Consider the following 19,882-nt stretch of genomic DNA (forward strand, 5'->3'; position numbering starts at 1 on the left):
TTCTTCTTGCTTGCATCGAGCCGCCGCGGAGATTTAGACATCTGTGGGCACCGTTACAGAGCACGCGACCACGGAGTGTTTGAGTGAAAGCCGTCCATACCGAGCTGCATCGCAGCCACGATCCGCAATTCTTCCTGGTTCGCGGTGTCGTCAAGCGCACCACCGAACAACCCGAGCGCGCCGACCGGCTGCTGAAGGGGTTGAAGGACGGCAAGCATCAACTGGTCGAGCCGACCACATTCGGGCAGGGGCCGCGTGCGCGCATTCACAGCCCGGAATATCTGTCGTTCCTGAGCGAGGCCTGGGACGCCTGGACGGCGCTCGGCGATTCCGGCCCGGAGATGATCGGCAACATCCATCCCGTGCGCCACGCTGCGACCTACCCCACCCACATCGTCGGCAAGCTCGGCTGGCACACCGCCGACACCGCGGCACCGATCGGTCCCGGCACCTGGGCCGCAGCCTGTGCGGCAACCGATGTCGCGACCACGGCGGCGCAAATGGTGATGGACGGCGAAGACGCCGTCTATGCGCTCTGCCGTCCGCCCGGCCATCACGCCTATCGCGACATGGCCGGCGGCTTCTGCTTCCTCAACAACAGCGCGATCGCCGCCGCACATCTGCGGCTCAAGCACGAGCGCGTCGTCATCCTTGATGTCGACGTCCATCACGGCAACGGCACGCAGGGCATTTTCTACGCGCGCCCTGACGTCTATACCGTCTCGATCCACGCCGATCCCGTCGCGTATTACCCTTATGTGTGGGGCTACGCGCATGAGCGCGGCGAAGGCCCGGGCCTCGGCACCAATCTCAACATCCCGCTCGCCATCGGCACCGGCGATGACGGCTACATGCAGGCCATGGACGTCGCGCGCAAGGCGATCGAGATCCTTTGCGCCCGGCGCCCTCGTCATTGCGCTCGGCCTGGATGCCTCCGAGGACGATCCGCTCAAGGGACTGTCCGTCACCACGCCCGGCTTCCGCCGCATCGGCCAGGCCATCGCCAAGCTGGGCCTGCCGACCGTGTTCGTGCAGGAGGGTGGCTATCTCTCGGACATCCTTGGGGCGAACCTGACCTCGGTGCTGGCGGGATTCGAAGAGGCGCGGTGAACTTCGCCTCTCCCCGCAAGCGGGGAGAGGCGGGATAATTTCAGAACATCCCGCTGGCCGCGAGCGCCTTGCAGACATGCTGCATCTCGGTCTCGTCGGCGACCATGTCGAGCATGACCGTGGTGAGGCCCTTCGCTGCAAACTCCTTCAGCTTGACGCCGATTTCGGCATAGCTGCCGACCAGGTAGGGGCAGTCGGCCTGGAAGGTCAGGAACGGCAATAGCCAGTAGCCGTTGTCGGCGAGCTCGCCGCTCTGGCCGTCATAGAGGCGCCGTTTCCACACGGAGTCGCTGTTGTCCACGGTGAGCGCGAGCAGTTCGCGATCATCGGGGTTGTCGCGGAAGCGCGACTTGGCCGCCTGCCTCGCCTCCTCACGGCTCTCGCGTGCGAAGATGCCGAAATTCATTCCGGGCGCATCCAGCCCGCGGTCGAGATCGGGCGGCAGCATCTGCATCTTGATGCAGCCGGTCTCCTCGCCAAGCGCTGCGCTGCGTCCGACTGGCCGGCGATCAGGAATTCCGGCATCAGCTCCGCCGGCAGGCGCGGGCGAAGCTGCAGATGGTGTGCGCGGTAGAACCGGCCCTCGAAATTCACCGGCCGCGGGCTCGTCAGCAACTGGCGCATCAGCGCGACGAACTCGCCGAGCCGGACATAGCGGTCCGCATGCGATTGCTCGTCGCCCAAACCCTGCAAGTCACTGACCGCGGTCCCCGTGATCATGTTGAGATAGACCTTGCGGCCGTGGAGCTGGGCAAGCGACGAGACGAACTTTGCCGCTGTGAACGGGTGCATGTAGACCGGGTTGACCGCGATCAGCGGCGAGCTTCGCGTCGTCGCAGCCATGATGTGCTGAGCCATTGCCCAGGGCTCGACGAAGACGTCGTTGCCCTCGAACAGCAGGATGCCCTCGAAGCCGTTGCGGTCGACGAACTGCGCTACCCGCATCAGCTCTTCGACATATTTGCTGGCATCGCGGTTGCGCGAAATCGCGGGAAAGACGCGCAGCCGTGCCGGCTTCATTCAGCCGCTTCCTGGAGCGGCCAGGCATTGCGGTTGATGGGAAGGCCGCCGTCGGCGCGGGAGCCGTCGGCGATCGCGAGGCGATGCGACGGCGATGGCGAGCACAACGAAAAGCGCCACCCCTGCGGATCGTCGGCGATATCGGACTTGAAGCTGATCTCGATGGCCTCCTGCGATACCTGCATCGCGAAGGCGTCGAGCGGCAGATTGAGCCCAAAACCTCGGGCCTTCAGATAGGCCTCCTTGAGCGTCCAATAGTCGAAGAAGCGTTCGATTGCCGCGGGCTCCGGCAGGCCGCGCAAGGTCTCGACCTCCTCCGGGGCAAAGAAGCGAAGCGCCGTCGACAGCGGCGCGACCCGCCGTGACACGGTTTCGACGTCGATTCCGACGGCCTCATGCTGCGACACGACGCAGGCAACGCAGCCGTCGGCATGGGACAGGCTGAAATGCAGCGCCGTCGACGTCGCGGGCGCTGCGACAAACGGCCGCCCGTAGCGGCCGGCTGCAAAGGACCAGTCGGAGGGAGCGACGTTGGGCGCGGCCTTGGACAACGCCAGGCGCAACATTGCGTGGGCGAAGATATACTGCCGCCGATGCCGCTCGAACATGAAGCGGTCGGCGCGGACCCGTTCGTCGACCGAGAGCAGACGTCGGCACGCTTCGACTGCGCCCAGCGCGTCAAAGCTCTCGATCAGTCCGACAAACAGTTCAATCCTGTCGTCTGCCATCAATTTGGCCCATGGCGTCAGGCGGAGGCAAAACTCCGGCTCTGACAGAAGAATCAACTGAGCAAGAAGCAACTGAGCAAACCGCTTCTAGCGGTCCACCCGGGCAAATTCTTGTCGATTGCTGGACGGTTTACGGGCGCAAGCTTGTGCGAGCCCCCAGCTCGGCTGGCGTGCGACCGTTATCCGAAGCTTCGTCGGCGTCTCGCCAACGAGTCTTACTTTTTCTTCTTGGCCTTCTTCGACCCGCCCAGCACGGAAAGACTGGCGTCGACGTCCTTCAGCGCGGACTGCAGCTTCTTCTTCTCGGTGGTGAGCAGCTTCTGGAGCGCCTTGCGATCCTTGTCGCTCAACGAGGTGCCTTTGGCAAATTTGATGAAACCCATAACACTCCCCGGTTGAAAATAATCGTCCAAATCAAACGCGAGAATAATCTTGCGCGCTGGAGCTGAAGAATCAAGATGCAACTTGATCATGCACAGCTTTGGCGAGTGAACTCCTATTCGTCCGTCTTGTACAGATGGTCATGCTGCCCTGCGCACAAGCAATTGGCCGAGCGGTGTGCTGGGTCGGGCGACGGCCGCCTCCAGCAGCGCGACGAGATCCGCCATCCATTCGCCGACCATGCGGCCATCCAGCAGATCGTGCTTGTAGTTGCATGAGCCGGTGATTCCGGTCGGCCGCTCCTTGAGCATCAGCGACAGCCAGGTCTGGTCGATCGGCAGCACCGGCTGGCCCTCGCGCGCGATGTTTCCGATCGATTGCACCGCAATCTCCGGCAAATCCAATGGCTGGCGCAGGGGATTTTGCAGTGTGAAATAGACCTGGAGCAGCGAGGACGGGTCGATTCCCTCCTGCTCGAAATGGTCGGCCAGGATGTTGAAGGGTAGCTCCTGCCGCGCATGCGCGTCGAGTACGCTCTGGCGCACCCGGGCCAGGGCTTCCGCGAACGGCAGCTCCGGCGTGATTCGGGTGCGGACGATCACCGTGTTCTCGAACGGGCCGACGATCCGGTCGGTATCCGGCTGGCCGCGATTGGCCATGGCGGTGGCGATCGAGATGTCGTTACGGCCGGTTCGTAGCAGCAGCAGGGCCTTCAGGCCGGTGAGGAGGCACATGAAGAGCGTGCAATTGTGCTGGCCGGCAAAGGCCGTGACCCGGCCGATCAACTCGCCCTCGAGGTTGACCGGATGACGCCCGGTGGACGCACTCGGGCTCGCTTCGCCGTCAAATAGGGGGCGGCGCTGCGCAGATTCTCCGTCCACTCGGCGGCCTGGCGGCGAGCCGCGTCGGTACCGCACCACCAGCGTTGCCAGCGCGCGATGTCCGCATAGGCCAACGGCAGTTTCGGTAGCGGCACGGACGGACGTCCGGCCAGCGCCGCATAGCGGTTCGACAATTCCTCGAACAGCACGCCGATCGACCAGCCGTCTGCAATGGCATGATGCAGCGTCAGCAGCAGCACGTGGTCGTCGGCATGAAGGCGCAACAGCCGAGCCCGCAACAGCGGCGGCCGTGCGGTGTCGAACGGAGCATAGGTCTCCTGCTCGATCAGGAGCTTGATCTTCCTGAGTTCGAGAGCCCTGCGCCGCTTGTTATTGTGCGGATGCCCGTCGCCGATGACCTCGACGGTGAGGACCGGCCCGAACTCGCCGGGCGTGGCGATGCGGCTGACCGGCTCCTCGCCGCTCCAGCCGAATCCCGTCCGCAGCGATTCGTGGCGGCGGACGATGTCGTCGAACGCCTGCGCGAGGAAGGCCGGATCGAGCGGGCCTTCGAGCCGGAAGGCGAAAGGCAAGTTGAACAGCGGCAGCCCCGGCAGGTTCTGCTCGATCCGTATCATCTGGTCCTGCGAGATCGAGAGCGTCGGCTGCCCGCTTTCGGCCAGCCGCGGCGCGGTTGCCGCGAGCCCGCGCGGCTTCGCGGTCACGGCTTCGTCGACCCGTCGGGCCAGCTCTTCGATCGTCGGCGCCTCGAAGATGGTCTTGATCGGCAGCGACACGCCGAGTGCACGGGCGATGCGCGCCATCACCCGGCCCGCCAGCAGCGAATGGCCGCCGAGATCGAAGAAATTGTCGGTGACGCCAAGGCTCTCGACCTTCAGCAGGTCGATCCATATGTCGGAGAGCACCTTTTCGGTGAACCCTCGTGCCGAAACGGCGGTGTCCGGCGCGGAGGCTTCCTGCTGCGTCGGCGCGAGCAGCGCCGATCGGTCGATCTTGCCATGGGCATTGACCGGCATCTGATCCAGGAACAGGAATGCGGACGGGATGGCGTATCCCGGCAGCCGGCTCTTCAGGAATTCGCGCAGCTCGCTGGCGTTGCTCCGGCTGCCGGACCTTGCGACGATATGGGCGATCAGCCTGACATCGCCGCTCGCCTCGCGGCGCGGCTCGACGATGCCGGCCCGTACGCCCGGATGGTCGGCAAGCGCGTTCTCGATCTCCTTGAGCTCGATGCGGTAGCCGCGGATCTTGACCTGATGGTCGGCGCGGCCGAGGCATTCGATCGTGCCGTCGGCGCGGCGGCGGGCGAGGTCGCCGGTCCGATACAGGCGCGCGCCGGCCTTGCGCCCGAATGGATCCGGGATGAAGCGCTGCCGGCTCTGCGCGGGATCGTTGATATAGCCGCGACCGACGCCGGCGCCGCCGACGCAGAGCTCGCCGGTCACGTCGACCGGCAGCGGCTGAAGGTTCTGATCGAGCACGTAGAGCTGGGTGTTGGGCAGCGGCGCGCCGACCGCGACATTGGCCGTCGCCGACGCCGGGGCCTTGGTCAGGCGGTGCAGGGACACGTCGTCGGAACATTCCGATGCGCCATAGGCGTTGATCAACGGCACCTTGGCGCAGCGGGCGAACCATGCACGGCAGAGATCGACCGGCAGCGGCTCGCCGGTCGAGATCAGCAGCCGTAACCCTGCAAAGGCGCGCTGGACCTGCGCTTCGTCCATGCGATCGAGGATTACGCGCAACAGCGACGGGACGATCTCGAGCACGGTGATTCCTTCGCGCTCGATCTCGCGGGCAAGCAGGATCGGGTCCTGCACGGTCGCATTGCCACAGATATGGACGCGCGCACCGACCATGGGACCGGCGAGGAACTGCCAGACCGAAATCACGAAGCTCTGTGGCGCGGTCTGCGCGATCACGTCCCTGGCCGAGAGGCCAAGCTCGGCAATGAGCGAGGCCAGATGGTTCGACAGTCCGCGCTGCTCGATCATGACGCCCTTCGGCGCGCCGGAGGAGCCGGACGTATAGACGAGATAGGCAAGGCTCGAAGCCGCGCGCCGCGCCGCACGCGCCGGCTTGGCCGATTCGGGCGGCGTAACCGCATCGTCGATCTCGGCCACATGGATGCGCTCGACCAGCGGTTCGAGCAGCGCTTCGACCATGGCGGACTGCGCGCGTCCGGTCAGCAGCATGCGGGCGCAGCTCGATCCGAGGATGGTCGCGAGCCGTGCCAGCGGCTGGTCGGGATCGAGGTTCAGGAAGGCCGCGCCCACGCGCTGCACCCCGATCATCGTCGCGAGCAGATCGGGGCCGCGGTCCGCCAGCAGGGCGACGACGCTCTCGGCGCCGATGCCCTCGCGGGCCAGCCAGCGGGCCGCCGCCTGGCTGCGGCGGGCGAGCTCGCGATAGGTCAGGGTTGTGTGTCCGTCCGACACCGCGATCGCATTCGGTCTCTTCCTCGCCTGGCGGTCGAATCGTTCGCCGAGATTGCCGTCTTTGGTGAAATCGGCCGGAGCGCCATGGCCTTGCGCCAGCAGTTGCCGGCGTTCGGCCTCGGTCAGCAGCGGCAGGCGCGAGATGCGCTGCTCGGGATTGGCGATGACGGCCCTGAGCAGGGTCTTGAACTGAGCCGCCATGGCTTCGATCGTCACCGCGTCGAACAGATCGGTGGCGTATTCGAAGAAGCCGGTGAAGCGGCCGTCGGCCTCGACCAGTTCGAGCGTGATATCGAAGCGCGCAACCTTTGGGTCCACCTCCAGTCGCCGTGTCGACAGGCCGGGGAAACGGGCCGCCTCGATCGAGGCGTTCTGGAGAATGAACATGATCCGGAACAGCGGATTGCCGTCGCTCCGGCGCGCGACCTGCAACGCGCGCAGCACCTCCTCGATCGGCAGGTCCTGGTTGCGGTAAGCGTCCAGCGTCACCTGACGCACCCGCCGCAACACGTCGCCAAAGCCCGGATCGCCGCCAAAATCGTTGCGCAGGATCAGGGTGTTGGCGAACAGTCCGATCAGGCGCTCGCTCTCGATCTGGTTGCGGTTGGCGATCAGCGAACCGGTCGCGACGTCCTCGTGCCCGGTGTGCCGGAACAGCAGGCATTGGAAGGCTGCAAGCAGCGTCATGAAAGGCGTGACGCCCTGGTCCTGGCTCAGCGCGCGCAGATCGGCCGACAGTGCCTTGGAGAATTCGAGATAGTGACGGGCGCCGTGGCCGCTCCAGACCTCCGGTCGCGGCCGGTCGGTTCGCAGCGGCAGCGTGGTGACGCCGTCGAGCTGCGCCCGCCAGTAGTCGAGTTGTTGCTTCGCCGCTTCTGTCAGCGCCCAGCTCTGCTGCCAGAGCGCAAAGTCGCGATACTGGAAAGCGGGCGAGGGCAGCGCCGCCGCACCCGTCTTGCGCGCGGCGGCATAATGGGCGGCGAGTTCCTCCCAGAACAGGCGCTGCGACCAGCCGTCGGTGACGAGGTGGTGGATGTTGACCACCAGCACGTGGCTGGATTTGTCGAAGGAGAGCAGCGTCACCTTCAGCGGCGGCTCCTTCGCCAGATCGAACGGATATTGCGCAAGCTCGAGCCGCCGCGCGCCTGATCGCCGTTTTCCGCTTGTCCGCGGGGCAGGGCTTGAGCTTGATCCGCTCGAACTGCGGCGGCGACTGCAGCACACGCTGCGCCGGCTCGCCGTGGCGTTCGACGAAGACCGAACGCAGCGCCTCGTGGCGCGCGCAGACCGCGCTCAGGCCGGCCTGGAGCGCGGAGACGTCAACCAGGCCTTTGAGCACGGCGACTTCGACGACGTTGTAGTTGTAGCGGGTCTTGTCGAGCCGCGAGAGCAGGTACATTCGCTGCTGCTGGAACGACAGCGGCGCCTCCGGTGCCGCCGCCTGGCGCCAGGCCGGCAGTATCGTTTCGCGGTGCGTGGTCGCGGTCTCGATCCGGGCCGCAAGCGCGGAGACCGTGGCGCAATCAAAGATGTCTTCGAACGAGAAGTCGACGTTGAAGCGTTCGCGCAGGCGCGAGCGCATTTGTGTCGCCGCGAGCGAATCGGCGCCGAGCGCAAACACGTCCTGGTCGACACCGACCTGCGGCAGCTCCAGCAGGCCGGCCCAGATCTCCGCGAGCTGGGTCTCGAGCGTGGTACGTGGCAGCCGCGCCTCGTCGCCGTCCTCAGCCCTGGCGACCAGATCGACCAGCGCATTGCGCTTGACCTTGCCGCTGGCGCCTTTCGGCAGCGCCGCGACGCTGCGGATCAGGCTCGGCACCTTGTAGGCCGCAAGGCGCTTGCGCGCGAACTGGCGCAACTGGTCCGAGGTCGCCTCGGAATTCGGCCGCAGCACCACGACGGCGGCGACGTTCTCGCCGAGTTTTGGGTGCGGAACGGCGAATACGCCGGCCTCCAGCACCGCCGGATGGCTCAGCAGGACCTCTTCGACCTCCAGCGGCGAGATCTTCTGGCCGCCGCGGTTGATGACGTCCTTGATACGGCCCACGATGTAGAGATAGCCGTCGGCATCGAGGTAACCGAGATCGCCGGTCCGGAACCAGCCGCCGCGAAATGCGGCCTGCGTCGCCGCGTCGTCGTTGTAATAGCCGCGCGTCATGTTCGGTCCGCGCAGCATGATCTCGCCATGCTCGCCGCTCGCAAGTGCCCGGCCGGTCTCGTCCATGATCGCGATCTCGGGGCCCGCGGCGCGGCCGACCGATCCGACCTTGCGCAGCTCGAACGGATTGGCGGCGATCTGCGAGGCCGCCTCGGTCATGCCGTAGGTCTCAAGCACGGGGACGCCGAACATGGCCTCGAGCCCGCTCAGGATCGCAGGCGCGAGCGAGGACGAGGCCGAGCGGATCACGCGCAGCGACGAGGACCGGGCGCGATCCGGGTCGGCTTCCGCCGCCGTCAGCAGCGCGCGATGAATGGTCGGCACCGCCGTGTACCAGGTCGGTTGCAGTTCCCGCATCCATCCGAAGAAGGACGATGCGTCGAAGCCGTCGGTGCAGATCACGCTGGAGCCCGCGACCAGTGCCGTCAGCAGGCCGGAGATCAGGCCATGGGCGTGAAACAGCGGCAGCACGTTGAGCAGGCGATCATGGGAATCCAGCGACAGCACGCGGCCGGCATTGCGAGCGGACAGGCATACGTTGCGATGGGTCAGCGGCACCATTTTCGGCCGCGCCGCCGTGCCCGATGTCAGCAGGATGAAGGCGTCATCGTCCCCGCGCGAAGCGCCGCTGGCGTTTGCCGGACCAACCGCCGGTCCGATGAACCTGCAGCCGCCGAGACGATCGTCCGGCCCCGGCATGAAATCGATCACCGCGATATCCAGCGCCCTGGCGACGTCGCGACTGGCCGAGTTCATATCGGCGCGGGTCACCAGCCCCCTCAGCTTCAACTCGCTGAAATAGCGTTGCAGCTCGTCTGCGGTCAGATCGGGATTGACGGGGACGCAGGCACAGGCCGAGGCAACCGCGATCAGCGCGAGCGCACTGTCGGCGCCGCGCGGGAGCGCGACTGCCATCCGGTCGGCCGGAGTGATGCCGAGCCCGCGCAGGGTGCGGACCAATTGCCGGATCAGCTTGTCCAGCTCGCCGTAGCTGAGCGCCGGCCGGCCCGGTGCAAGGAGCGCGGGTGCCGCCGGCGTCTTGCGCGCATGAAAGTCGAGAAAGCCGCTGATATTGGCAAAAGCCCCGGTTTCGGCGGCTCTGCCGTCCGATCCCTCTCCCGCTCCGGATGCAATGTCCGACAATGCCATTCCCTTTTGATCTGATTGGGCTATTCTTCCCAAGAGTTAGGGAACGCGTCCAGTCTGAGGTGAAGTTCGGGCCCCAAAATCTGTGGTTGAGGGGCCTAAAGCGCTTCGACGGAGTGATGGTCGGGCAAAATCACCATGCTGGAGAATGAACCGGGCACGGGGACGGAAAGCGGGCTGAATAGCTGGCTCGACGGCATCGGTCTTGGTCACTACACCGATCTCTTCGCGCAGCACCGCGTCGATCTCGATGTCATGGGTGACCTGACCGAATCCGATCTGGTCGAGCTCGGATTGCCGCTGGGCGATCGCAAGCGGCTGCAGCGGGCCATGGCCGGGCTGTTCCAGGCCGAGACCGCGGCAAAGCCTGAAACTGCGGCATCCCCGCAAACGCGGACGGAGGTCGGCGCCGAACGGCGTCAGCTCACCACCATGTTCTGCGACATGGTCGATTCCACCTCGCTCTCCGTGCAGTTCGATCCGGAGGATGTGCGCGACATGATCGCGAGCTTTCGCGAGACCTGCGTCCGTGTGGTGAAGCACTACGAAGGATTTGCCGCGCGTTTCGTCGGCGACGGCATTCTCGTCTATTTCGGCTATCCGACCGCGCATGAGGACGACGCCGAGCGCGCGGTGCGCGCCGGGCTCGAGATCGTGCGGGTGCTGTCGACCGCGCGCGCGATCGAGCCGCGCGGCGCGCTGAGCCACGCTCCGGCCGTCCGCATCGGCATCGCGACCGGCCTCGTCGTGGTCGGGGACCTCGTCGGACAGGGTACCGAGGAGCGCGATTCCGCGGTCGGAGAAACCGTCAATCTGGCCGCGCGCCTTCAGAGCCTGGCGCCGCCCAATGGCGTCGTGATCTCCGCATCGACGCAGTCGCTGCTGAAGGGGAAGTTCGACTATCGCAACCTCGGCACCCATGCGCTGAAGGGAATCTCGGAGAAGGCGCAGGCGTGGCACGTGATGCGGGCATCGCGGGTGGAGACCCGCTTCGCCGCCGCCATGGGCGGGCGGTTGACGCCGCTGGTCAATCGTGAGGAAGAGATCGCACTGCTGATGGGGCGCTGGCAGCAGGTCAAGGACGGCGACGGCCAGGTCGTGGTCAAGTTCGGCGAGCCCGGCATCGGCAAGTCGCGCATCATCCAGGAGGTCTTCGAGCGGATCTCTGGCGATCGGCACGGACAGATCTCGTTCCAGTGCTCGCCCTACTACACCTCCACGGCGTTCTATCCGTTTTCCGAGCAGCTCAAATTTTCGCTCGGCCTCGATCGCGAGGACCCGTCCGCGCTGGCGCTGGCCGGCCTGGAGACTGCAATCGCCGCCGCCCATGGTAATATCGAGCAGGTCACGCCGCTGTTCGCCGCGCTGCTGTCGATTCCGACCGGAGATCGCTATCCACCGCTCGACATGTCGCCGCAGCAGCAGAAGGATGCGACCGTCGTGGCGCTGGTCGATCACTTCCTCGGCCTTGCGCGCGAGATGCCGCTGGTGATCGCGTTCGAGGATCTGCACTGGATCGACCCGACCTCCCGCGAGGTGATCGATCTCCTGGTCGACCGGGTGCAGAACCGGCCGATCCTGGTCGTCATGACCGCGCGATCCGAGTTCCAGCCGAGCTGGAGCGCGCACTCGCATATCACCACGCTGGTGCTGAACCGCCTGAGCCGGCAATTGCGCACGACGCTGGTCGAACGCGTCGCGGGCCGCGAGCTTCCCAAGGAGGTCGTGGAGGAGATCATCGTCAAGACCGACGGGGTGCCGCTGTTCCTGGAGGAACTGACCAAGACCGTTCTCGAATCCAACCTGCTGACCGAGCGGCACGGGCGCTACGTGCTGTCGGGCCCGTGGCGGCAACTCGCCATCCCGGCGACGCTGACGGATTCCCTGATGGCGCGGCTGGACCGGATGGGACCGTTCAAGCGCATCGCGCAGATCGGCGCCACCATCGGCCGCGAGTTCTCCTACGAGACGCTGCATGCCGTCGCCAACATGCCGGCGGAGCAGATCGAGGCCGCGCTCGATCACCTCGAAGAGGCGGGGCTGATCATGCGGCGCGGCCATCCGCCCGACGCGCTGTACTCCTTCAAGCACGTGATGATCCAGAACGCCGCGCATGACAGCCTGCTGCACAGCGAGCGGCGCAAGCTGCATTCGAGGATCGCGCAGGTGCTCGCGGAGATGTATCCGGAGAAGACCGAGCGCGAACCGGAGCTGCTCGCCCATCACCTCACCGAATCCGGCCAGAGCGAGGGCGCCGCGAGCTTCTGGCTCAAGGCCGGCAAGCAGGCGGCCAGGAGCGGTGCCAATCTGGAGGCGATCGGCCATCTGCACCGCGGCCTCGGCGTGGTGCAGGCCAATGCGCGCATGCAGGGCGCTGACGAGATCGAGCTCGAGCTGCGCATCGCGCTCGGCAACGCGCTGATCGCAGCCAAGGGCTATGCGGTGCAGGAGGTCGAGGAGAACTACATGCGCGCGCTCGAGCTGGGCCAGCAGCTCGACGACGACGAAAAGGCCTTCGCCGCCACCCGCGGGCTCTGGGTCTGCCATTTCATCCGCGCCGACCTGACCCGCGCGCACGATCTCAGCGTCGAACTGTTGAAGTTCGCCAAGCGCGAGCGGCTGAACGAACGGACGCAGCCGGCGCAGCAGACCGGCTACCTGATCGAGGCGCACCGCTCGATCGCGATGACCATGCTCTATCGCGGGCGCTTTGCTGCCTCACAACATCACCTCCACCGCTGCATCAATCTCTACAGCCCCGATTTGCACTCCGATCTGATGGAGCGGCACGGCACCGATCCCGGTGTCGTCTCGCTGTCCTATCTCGGCTACCTCCTGTGGTTCCTCGGCCGGCCCGACGCGGCGCGCCAGCACAGCGAGCAGGCGATCCTGCATGCGGAGAAGATACGCCATCCCTTCTCACTCGCTTTCGCGCTGGTGTTCGGCGCCTATCTCTGCCAGCACCTGCGCGATATCGAGGGCACGCGGGACTATGCCAATCGCGCCATGATCATCGCCACCGAGCACAATTTCCTGCACTGGAAGCAGCAGGCCGCGATCCTGCGCGGCTGGGCGCTGACGCAATTGGGCGAGGCCGATGAAGGCATCGGCCAGATGCGCCTGGGCCTCGACGAATACGAGGCGATGGATTCCTGGCTTGCCGGCTGCTGGTTCCGCTGCCTGCTCGCGGAAGCCTATGCCAAGGTCGGGATGCGCGATGCCGCCTTGCGCGCGCTGGACGGCGCGCTCGCGACCGCGAGAAGGACCGGCGATCATTCCTATCTCGCCGAAGTGTACCGTCTGCAGGGCGAGATCACGCTGTCGGACGGCGATCCCGCATCCGCGCAGGAAGCCGAGGACCTGTTCGCGCTTTCGCTCGAGACAGCGCGCAAGCAGGGCGCATTGTCCTGGGAGCTTCGCACCGCCGTCAGCCTCGCGCGCCTGTCGCACGAGACAGGCAAGCGCGAGCACGCAAGTCTCCTGCTCGCGCCGATCGTCGCCAAGTTCAACGAAGGCTTCTACACGCCGGACCTGAGACAGGCGATGGAGCTGGTCAACGACCTCGGTGCGGCCGGCCCGGTTCGCGAACGGGCCGCTCCCTGACATGAGCGATGTTGCCGCCGCGCGTGCGCGCTACGTCGCGCTGATTGCCAGGCGGGAGCGGATTTCCTCACCGCGCCTGCTCGCGGCGCTCGGTGCCGTGCCGCGCGAGGATTTTCTGGCGAAAGGTCCCTGGCGCATCAAGAGCGAGGCGGCGCGCAGCTACCGCCTGACGCCTGACGCCGATCCCGTTCATCTCTACGACAACGTACTGGTCGCGATCGACGCGCGCCGCAAGCTCGACACCGGACTGCCGAGCCTGTGGACGCATTTCGTCGATCTGCTCGACGTCGGGGAGAAGGACCGCGTGGTCCAGATCGGCTGCGGGCTCGGCTATTTCTCGGCGGTGCTGTCGAAAATCGTGGGTCCCAGGGGCAGGGTGCACGCCATCGAATGCGATGAGCGGCTCGCCGCTCGCGCCGCGACCAACCTTCGCGCCTATGGCAATGTCGAGGTCGTGCACGGTGACGGATGCAGGCATCTCGGCGCACCGGCCGACGTGATCATCGTGCACGCCGGATTCTCGCAGCCGCATCCGCTCTGGCTCCAGTCGCTCCGCCCGCGCGGGCGCCTTCTGGTGCCGCTGACCCAGCGCGACCGCGAAGGTGCCGCGCTCAAGATCACACGCAAGGGCAAGGGGTTCGAGGCCGAAGCGGTGCAGCAGATCCGGATCTTTCCCGGCCGGGGCCGCGGTACGACCGCGCTGGATGACCGCGTCGCCGACTGGTGGCAGCGCGCCTCCGCCCTGGCGCCGCTGCGTTTTCGGGGAATAGAGCAGGGGCTGCCGTCGGATGGCTAATGCTTCGATTCATTTTACCTTGATTCAGATTGTGAGTTTCCGGCGTCACCATGCGCCTGTATGAGTGCGGGGTCATGGCCATTTGAGCACGCATTATGCATTCCGTTGCCCTGCTGACAGCCAGCTACGCCAAGGATATCGAACGGTTTTCGCTGCTCGTCGAGAGCATCGACACCTGGCTGACGGGATATACGCGGCATTATGTTCTCGTTAACGATGAGGACGTGCCGCTGTTTGCGCCGTTTGCTTCCGACAAGCGCGTCATCGTTCCGGCCTCGCATTATCTGCCGAAATGGCTGTTCGCGCTGCCGCCGGCGCTCCAGTTCATGAGCAGCCGCCGGGTCTGGCTGTCGCTGCTCTCGTTACCCGTCCACGGCTGGCACATCCAGCAGATCCTCAAGATCGCCGGCGTCCTCAATGCGCCGGAGCAGCGTGTCTGCATCCTGGACTCCGACAATCTGTTCTTCCGCGAATTCGACGTGAGCCGATATGCCGGTGCCGAGAAGACGCCGCTGTTCGTCACCCGCAAGGACATCGACGCCGATCACCCCTTGCATGTCCTGTGGCTCCGCACCGTCGATCAGCTTCTGGGGATCAAGGATCGCTCCTTCCCCGCTGACGACTATGTCGGCAACGCGCTGGTCTGGGACAAGGACACCGCGCGCGCCATGACCGATGCCATCAAGTCGGCGACGGGATTGAACTGGGTTCTGGCGCTGTGCCGCAAGAAGAAGTTTTCCGAATATCTGCTCTACGGTCACTTCGTCGCCAATTCGCCGAAGCAGCTGGCCGCCCATCGGGTGACGGAAGACAGCATCGCGGTCTCGCACTGGGACGATACGCGTCTCGACCGTCCTGCGATCGAGGCGATGATGCGTGCCGCTTCGCCCGAGCAGGTCGCGCTCTGCATCCAGTCCTATTCGTCGACCTCGATCGACGACATCCGCGACGTCTTCCGGCTGAATTCGCGCGACCGGCGCGGCCCGAGCCTGTCTCCCGATCACATCGGGGACGTCGCCGAGTTCGAGGCGCCGAAGACGCGCTAGGGCTGGGCTAAAGCCGCAGCTCAAGCATCCTTCGTGAACTTGCTGATGACGTCCATGAACGGCTTCGGCTTGAATTCGCCGTCGAGCGGCAGCGGGCGGTTCGGCTGCTTGTCCGCGCGGGCGAAGGTGCCGTTGATCCAGCTGTAGCGATCCGAAAGGCCCCAGGTCAGGATCGAGCGTGCCGGTCCGCTGGTCGAAATCGCCGTCAGCAAATCGTTGACGCGCCTGGCGACGATGGCGTCGCGCTCCGCCGGACTGCCCGCCAGCTTCTGGTCGTCGACGTCGAGCTCGGTGACGAGGACGTCGAGGCCCCAGGAGCGCAGCTCGGTGACGAACTCGGCCAGCCCATGCGTGTCGATATCGAGCTCGGCGTGCAGATGCGATTGCAGTCCCACGGCGTGCAATGGCACGCCCCGGTCGAGCAGGTCCATGATGAGATTGCGGTAGGCCGCGCGCTTGGCGATGAACGAGTCCTTTGCCGACTCGATGTCGTATTCATTGATCGCGAGCTTGACGAAGGGATCGGCCGCGGCCGCCGTGCGGAAGGCGAGCGGAATCCAGTTGCTGCCCAGGTGCTGGGTCCAGAACGTGTCGCGCCGGTCGGTGATCTTCTTGGGATTGTCCGGGATCGGCTCGTTGACGACGTCCCACGACGTCAGCTTGTCCTTGTAATAGGAGACGACGGTGCCGATGTGGTCGACATAGGCGCGCTCCACGCCCTTGGTATCCTTGATCTGCTTGGTCCAGTCCGGAATGTCGTGATACCAGGCGAGCGTGTGGCCGCGCATCGTCAGATCGTTATCGCGTGCGAAATCCAGGATGGCGTCGGCGCGCTCGAAGTTGAATGTGTGCGCGTTCGGCCGCAGCATCGGCCATTTCAGCTCGAGCACCGGCACCACCTGCGTGCAATAGGTGCTGATGGCTTCACCGAGTCTGGGATCGGCCTGCAGGTCCCAGAGCGTGGCCGCGGCACCGAAGCCCGGACGGCGCTGGGCAAGTTTCGACGCTGGCACCACTGGCACCGCAGACGCCGATGCGCCCGCCGCAAGCGCAGCGGCACCGCCGATCAGAAATTCGCGTCTGTCGAGCTTGACCAATTTGGGACGTTCCTTTGGGGAGCAACGCGCCAATGTACCAAGCGTCGCGTCGCGACGCCGGGGTTTCCCGTGGTTGGGTTAACCGTTGCCCGGGGCGTCGCGCATCAACGCGCGTGACGCTGCATCGCGGCTTCCGCAATCCCGCAATAGTGAAGCGCGCCCTTTTCCAGCGTCAGATTGTCCATCACATAATCGCGAGGTGCGAAGCCGCCGGCGCCGACATGCGACCAGAAGTCGTTCCAGGCGGCGGTGAAGCCATCCGCATCGGTGAAGGTCATGCCGCAACGGGCGTCGAAATAGGGTACCGATGACACGCCGCCTTCATATACCACCTTGTTCGGAAAATACTGGGGGTCTTGCCATGGCCCGCCGCGGTCCCAGGCGAACACGGGGACGCCGCTCGACAATGCCTGCTGGCAGGCGATGCCCTGGCTCTCATGCTCGCAGAGGAAGATCATGCTGCGGCTGCGCGCCAGCGCCGCCTTGTAATCGTCTTCCTTATAGTGGCCGTAGCGGATCACCTCGACCGTGCGGCCGCTTGCTGCAAGGTGTCTGCGGATCGGCTCGATCAGCTCGGTCTCGTAGCGCGCGTGGTCCCAGCGCACCTTGTCGTAGAGCAGCACGTCGACGCTCTTTTGTTCGGCAGGCGCGGGCGGCCACGAATCCGTCTCGATGCCGACCGGCCAGACGTCGACACGCGGCCAAAAGGGCCGGAACATGTCGGCATACCAGGCGCAGGGCACCAGGATGGCCTTGACGTCCAGATCCTTCAGGCTGTCCGGTGCGTCGATCGGATGGTCGTACATGGCCACTCCGAGCAGGAGCGGGTTCTTCCATGCGAACCAGTCGAGCACGAAGGGCCGCCCGATGATGCAGGCGAGTTCCTCAGGATGCTTGCGGATATGGCCGTAGTCGTTGACGCGATAGCGGACGCCGATCCTGTCGAGTCCGGCGCAGAGATTGAGGAACACGCGCCTCTGGCCGCTGATCCAGGACCTGCCGAGCAGCAGGCGTCGCAGCAACGGCCGGATGTGGCGGTCGCCCGGAAACCAGCGGTCGTCCCGCTCTTCGAAAAACAGGTTGAGCGTCATCCGCTCGCCGCCGTCTAGGGCCGCCGGCACCAGGGGAGCTTCGATGCCGCCGTGCGGCAGCGAGACCGGGTTTGCCTCAATTCGCTCTGCAACGTCCATGTCAGTCAGGTCCAGGCACTGGGAAACGTCGGACGACGTTTAAAAATCATGGTTTCTTTTCTGTGATCGCGCCATGCCCTGCAAGGAAAGGGCAAATTTAACGCTAACGCGCGAAATCCCCCGGCTGGTCGCGTTCGCGGCCCGATTTGCAGACTTATGTGACACTCTTCGGGGATGCTGCGCCGCAGTCCGATTGCCAAGCCCCTGATCGTCAAGGCCTCCGATCGTCAAGCCTCCAACTGATGAACGGCCGCGACAGTCGCGCCGCCGGTGCCGTGTCCGCATGCTGAACCGACATTTCTCGATCTATCTCGTCGCTTATATCCTGCCTGCGGCGGTGGGTTTCTTCGCGGTCACGGCCTACACGCGGCTGCTGACGCCGGCGGAGTACGGCGTCTATGTCGTCGGCATCAGCCTTGCCGGCATTCTGGGCGCGATCTTCTTCGCCTGGATCAAGCTGTCGGTGTCGCGCTATCAGGCGATGTCGGCGGAGGTGGATTTTCGCGGTACGGCAATGGTCGCCTTCGGGCTCACGGCCGCGGTCCTCTGTGCCACCACGCCGCTGGTCTTCCTGTTCCGCAGCGATGTCAGCGTCGAGCTGCTGTTTGCCAGCATGTTCGTCGCGATCATGGCCAATGCGGTCGATGTCGGTCAGGAGTTCGAGCGCGCCAAATTGCGGCCTTATCGGTTTGCCGCGATCTCGATCGTGCGCAGCGTGGCGAGCGTCGGCTTCGGCCTGCTCGGCATCTGGCTCGGCTGGGGTGGATTGGGGTTGCTCGCTGCGTTCGGTCTCGGTTCGCTCACCGGCATCGTGCTCAACCTCGTCGGCGATCGCACCAGGATCGCGCGCTTCCAGCGCAGCCAGTTCATGCAGCTGGCGCGCTACGGCCTGCCGCTGACGCTGGCCGGATTGTCCGTTGCGGTCTATTCGGCCTGCGACCGGCTCATCGTCGCGTATCTGCTCGGCAAAGACGCCGCCGGCATCTTTGGCGTCGCCGCCGATCTGCCGCGCCAGTTCATGGTCATGATCGCGTCAAGCGTCGCCGCGGCCACCGTGCCCCTGGTGTTCCGGTCATTGTCGGAGAAGAACGACGAGACGACGCGGCAGCGGCTGAGTGAAAGCCTCGAGCTGCTGCTCGTCGTCGTTGCGCCGGTCGCGGTGTGGCTCGCGCTTGCGGCGGACCAGGTCGCGGGCACCCTCGTCGGTATCGACTTCCGCGTCGGCGTGGCGGCGCTGCTGCCGACCCTGGTACTGGCCCGGCTGTTCGGCATCGCCAATCAGTTCTATGTGCAGATCAGCTTCCAGCTCGCCGAACGGCCCTTCATGCTGGCGGCGCAATCCTTCCTCACGCTGGTCGTCAGCGTGGCCCTGATGTTCGCACTGGTCGCCGGCTACGACCTCTACGGCGCGGCGCTTGCGACGCTCGCGACCGAGGCGATCGGCTTCGTCGTGGCCGTCGTCCTGATGAGGCGCGCCCATCCCGTGCCGTTCGACTTCAATCGCCTCGCCGGCGTGGTGGTATCGGCTGCAGCGATGGCAGGCGCCATCCTCGTTGCGCGATCGCAGGTCGGCGGCACCGGCATCGTCTCGCTCATCGTCGTGAGCTTGGTGGGCGGACTCGCTTATGTCGCCGCGGCGTGGCTCCTCAACGTCGCGAATGTGCGAACGCTCTCGCTCCGTTTCCTGCGGACGTTCAACCGCAAGGCACTGGGCGTCTAGCTAGATGCACTTGGCCGGGAACTATTGCAGCGGGGATCTCGTCCTGGTCGCAGCATCGTAGATCAGGACCTGCAACATGGGAAACCAGCCCAACAGCTCGGCGCCGGCTTTCTGAGCGGCATCTGCGTCGTCGTAATGCGTTTTGAAGTGACCATCGACCACCAGCGAGAAGCCCTCAGTCGGCGCGATGTCAGCCCTTTGCACGATTCTCGGCTCAATCTCGTCCGCAATTATGATCGGCTTTTTCATTGACTGTCCTGGATCCTTTCGCGCGAATACCTTAGTCGTCGTCCCTCACGGTCCCGGGCTTGTCATGCAGGTCCACGCCTGATCGAGGATCCCCTCAGCTTAGCAGGGCCGGCGCCGGGCGCGTTAGGCAAATCTTGCTCCCCGACGCGTTGTCACGCCGCGGCCATCGGCGCTTTTGTCTTCCTGCGACCTCATGGCGGCCTGGATCTGCCTGAATTCGTGACGCGCCGTGCGGTTTAGGGGTACTGTTGGACTCCGAACTGTGCAATATGGCCCGGCGATTCATCCACGCACGGACCACTATAGGACTGCGTGGGGAACACCCACCCTAAAGCCTCTGCCGAAGTCGTGCGCGAGA

At 65.3% G+C, this 19,882-nt stretch carries 9 protein-coding genes and 3 pseudogenes; 5 read left to right on the forward strand and 7 right to left on the reverse strand.

Annotation, left to right across the window (positions count from 1 at the left end):
• The first annotated feature begins 83 nt into the window (after positions 1-83).
• Positions 84-1,110 (forward strand): annotated as a pseudogene (locus tag ACQ86E_RS20430) (histone deacetylase family protein).
• A gap of 40 nt (positions 1,111-1,150) precedes the next feature.
• On the opposite strand, the pseudogene ACQ86E_RS20435 reads toward ACQ86E_RS20430, so the two are convergent.
• The 4 genes and pseudogenes from ACQ86E_RS20435 to ACQ86E_RS20450 form a co-directional block, all read right to left on the reverse strand.
• Positions 1,151-2,130 (reverse strand): annotated as a pseudogene (locus ACQ86E_RS20435) (LLM class flavin-dependent oxidoreductase).
• A complete protein-coding gene (locus ACQ86E_RS20440) occupies positions 2,127-2,858 on the reverse strand; it encodes a 4'-phosphopantetheinyl transferase family protein (RefSeq protein ID WP_431201513.1) in 732 nt (243 codons plus the stop codon). The pseudogene ACQ86E_RS20435 and the gene ACQ86E_RS20440 overlap by 4 nt, the downstream one beginning before the upstream one ends.
• Positions 2,859-3,073: 215 nt before the next feature.
• A complete protein-coding gene (locus tag ACQ86E_RS20445) occupies positions 3,074-3,241 on the reverse strand; it encodes a hypothetical protein (protein ID WP_431201514.1) in 168 nt (55 codons plus the stop codon).
• 138 nt (positions 3,242-3,379) lie between these two features.
• Positions 3,380-9,826, reverse strand: a pseudogene (locus tag ACQ86E_RS20450) (amino acid adenylation domain-containing protein).
• A gap of 135 nt (positions 9,827-9,961) precedes the next feature.
• Between ACQ86E_RS20450 and ACQ86E_RS20455 the strand changes: the two are divergent.
• From ACQ86E_RS20455 to ACQ86E_RS20465, 3 genes are all read left to right on the forward strand, one after another.
• Positions 9,962-13,426 carry an ATP-binding protein gene (locus tag ACQ86E_RS20455; RefSeq protein ID WP_431201515.1) on the forward strand — a complete coding sequence of 1,155 codons (3,465 nt, stop codon included), beginning with the start codon at positions 9,962-9,964 and terminating at the stop codon, positions 13,424-13,426.
• A gap of 1 nt (position 13,427) precedes the next feature.
• Positions 13,428-14,222, forward strand: a complete 795-nt coding sequence (locus tag ACQ86E_RS20460) for a protein-L-isoaspartate O-methyltransferase family protein (protein WP_431201516.1) — start codon at positions 13,428-13,430, stop codon at positions 14,220-14,222.
• 95 nt (positions 14,223-14,317) lie between these two features.
• Positions 14,318-15,268: a DUF6492 family protein gene (locus ACQ86E_RS20465; protein ID WP_431201517.1), complete on the forward strand. Its 951-nt coding sequence runs from the start codon at positions 14,318-14,320 to the stop codon at positions 15,266-15,268.
• Positions 15,269-15,288: 20 nt separating this feature from the next.
• Here ACQ86E_RS20465 and ACQ86E_RS20470 read toward each other — a convergent pair whose 3' ends face one another.
• Together ACQ86E_RS20470 and ACQ86E_RS20475 are read right to left on the reverse strand one after the other, a co-directional pair.
• The gene (locus ACQ86E_RS20470; protein ID WP_431201518.1) at positions 15,289-16,365 is read right to left on the reverse strand and encodes an endo-1,4-beta-xylanase; all 1,077 of its coding nucleotides are present in this window, start codon (positions 16,363-16,365) and stop codon (positions 15,289-15,291) included.
• Positions 16,366-16,469: 104 nt separating this feature from the next.
• Positions 16,470-17,555 (reverse strand): glycosyltransferase, encoded by a 1,086-nt coding sequence (locus ACQ86E_RS20475; RefSeq protein WP_431201519.1) that lies wholly within the window; start codon positions 17,553-17,555, stop codon positions 16,470-16,472.
• A gap of 283 nt (positions 17,556-17,838) precedes the next feature.
• Between ACQ86E_RS20475 and ACQ86E_RS20480 the strand changes: the two genes are divergently transcribed.
• Positions 17,839-19,275 carry a lipopolysaccharide biosynthesis protein gene (locus ACQ86E_RS20480; RefSeq protein ID WP_431201520.1) on the forward strand — a complete coding sequence of 479 codons (1,437 nt, stop codon included), beginning with the start codon at positions 17,839-17,841 and terminating at the stop codon, positions 19,273-19,275.
• A gap of 21 nt (positions 19,276-19,296) precedes the next feature.
• On the opposite strand, the gene ACQ86E_RS20485 is transcribed toward ACQ86E_RS20480, so the two are convergent.
• Positions 19,297-19,524 (reverse strand): hypothetical protein, encoded by a 228-nt coding sequence (locus tag ACQ86E_RS20485; RefSeq protein WP_431201521.1) that lies wholly within the window; start codon positions 19,522-19,524, stop codon positions 19,297-19,299.
• Between the last annotated feature and the right edge of the window lie 358 nt (positions 19,525-19,882).

This window comes from Bradyrhizobium betae (genome assembly GCF_050632175.1).
Lineage (GTDB): Bacteria > Pseudomonadota > Alphaproteobacteria > Rhizobiales > Xanthobacteraceae > Bradyrhizobium > Bradyrhizobium betae_B.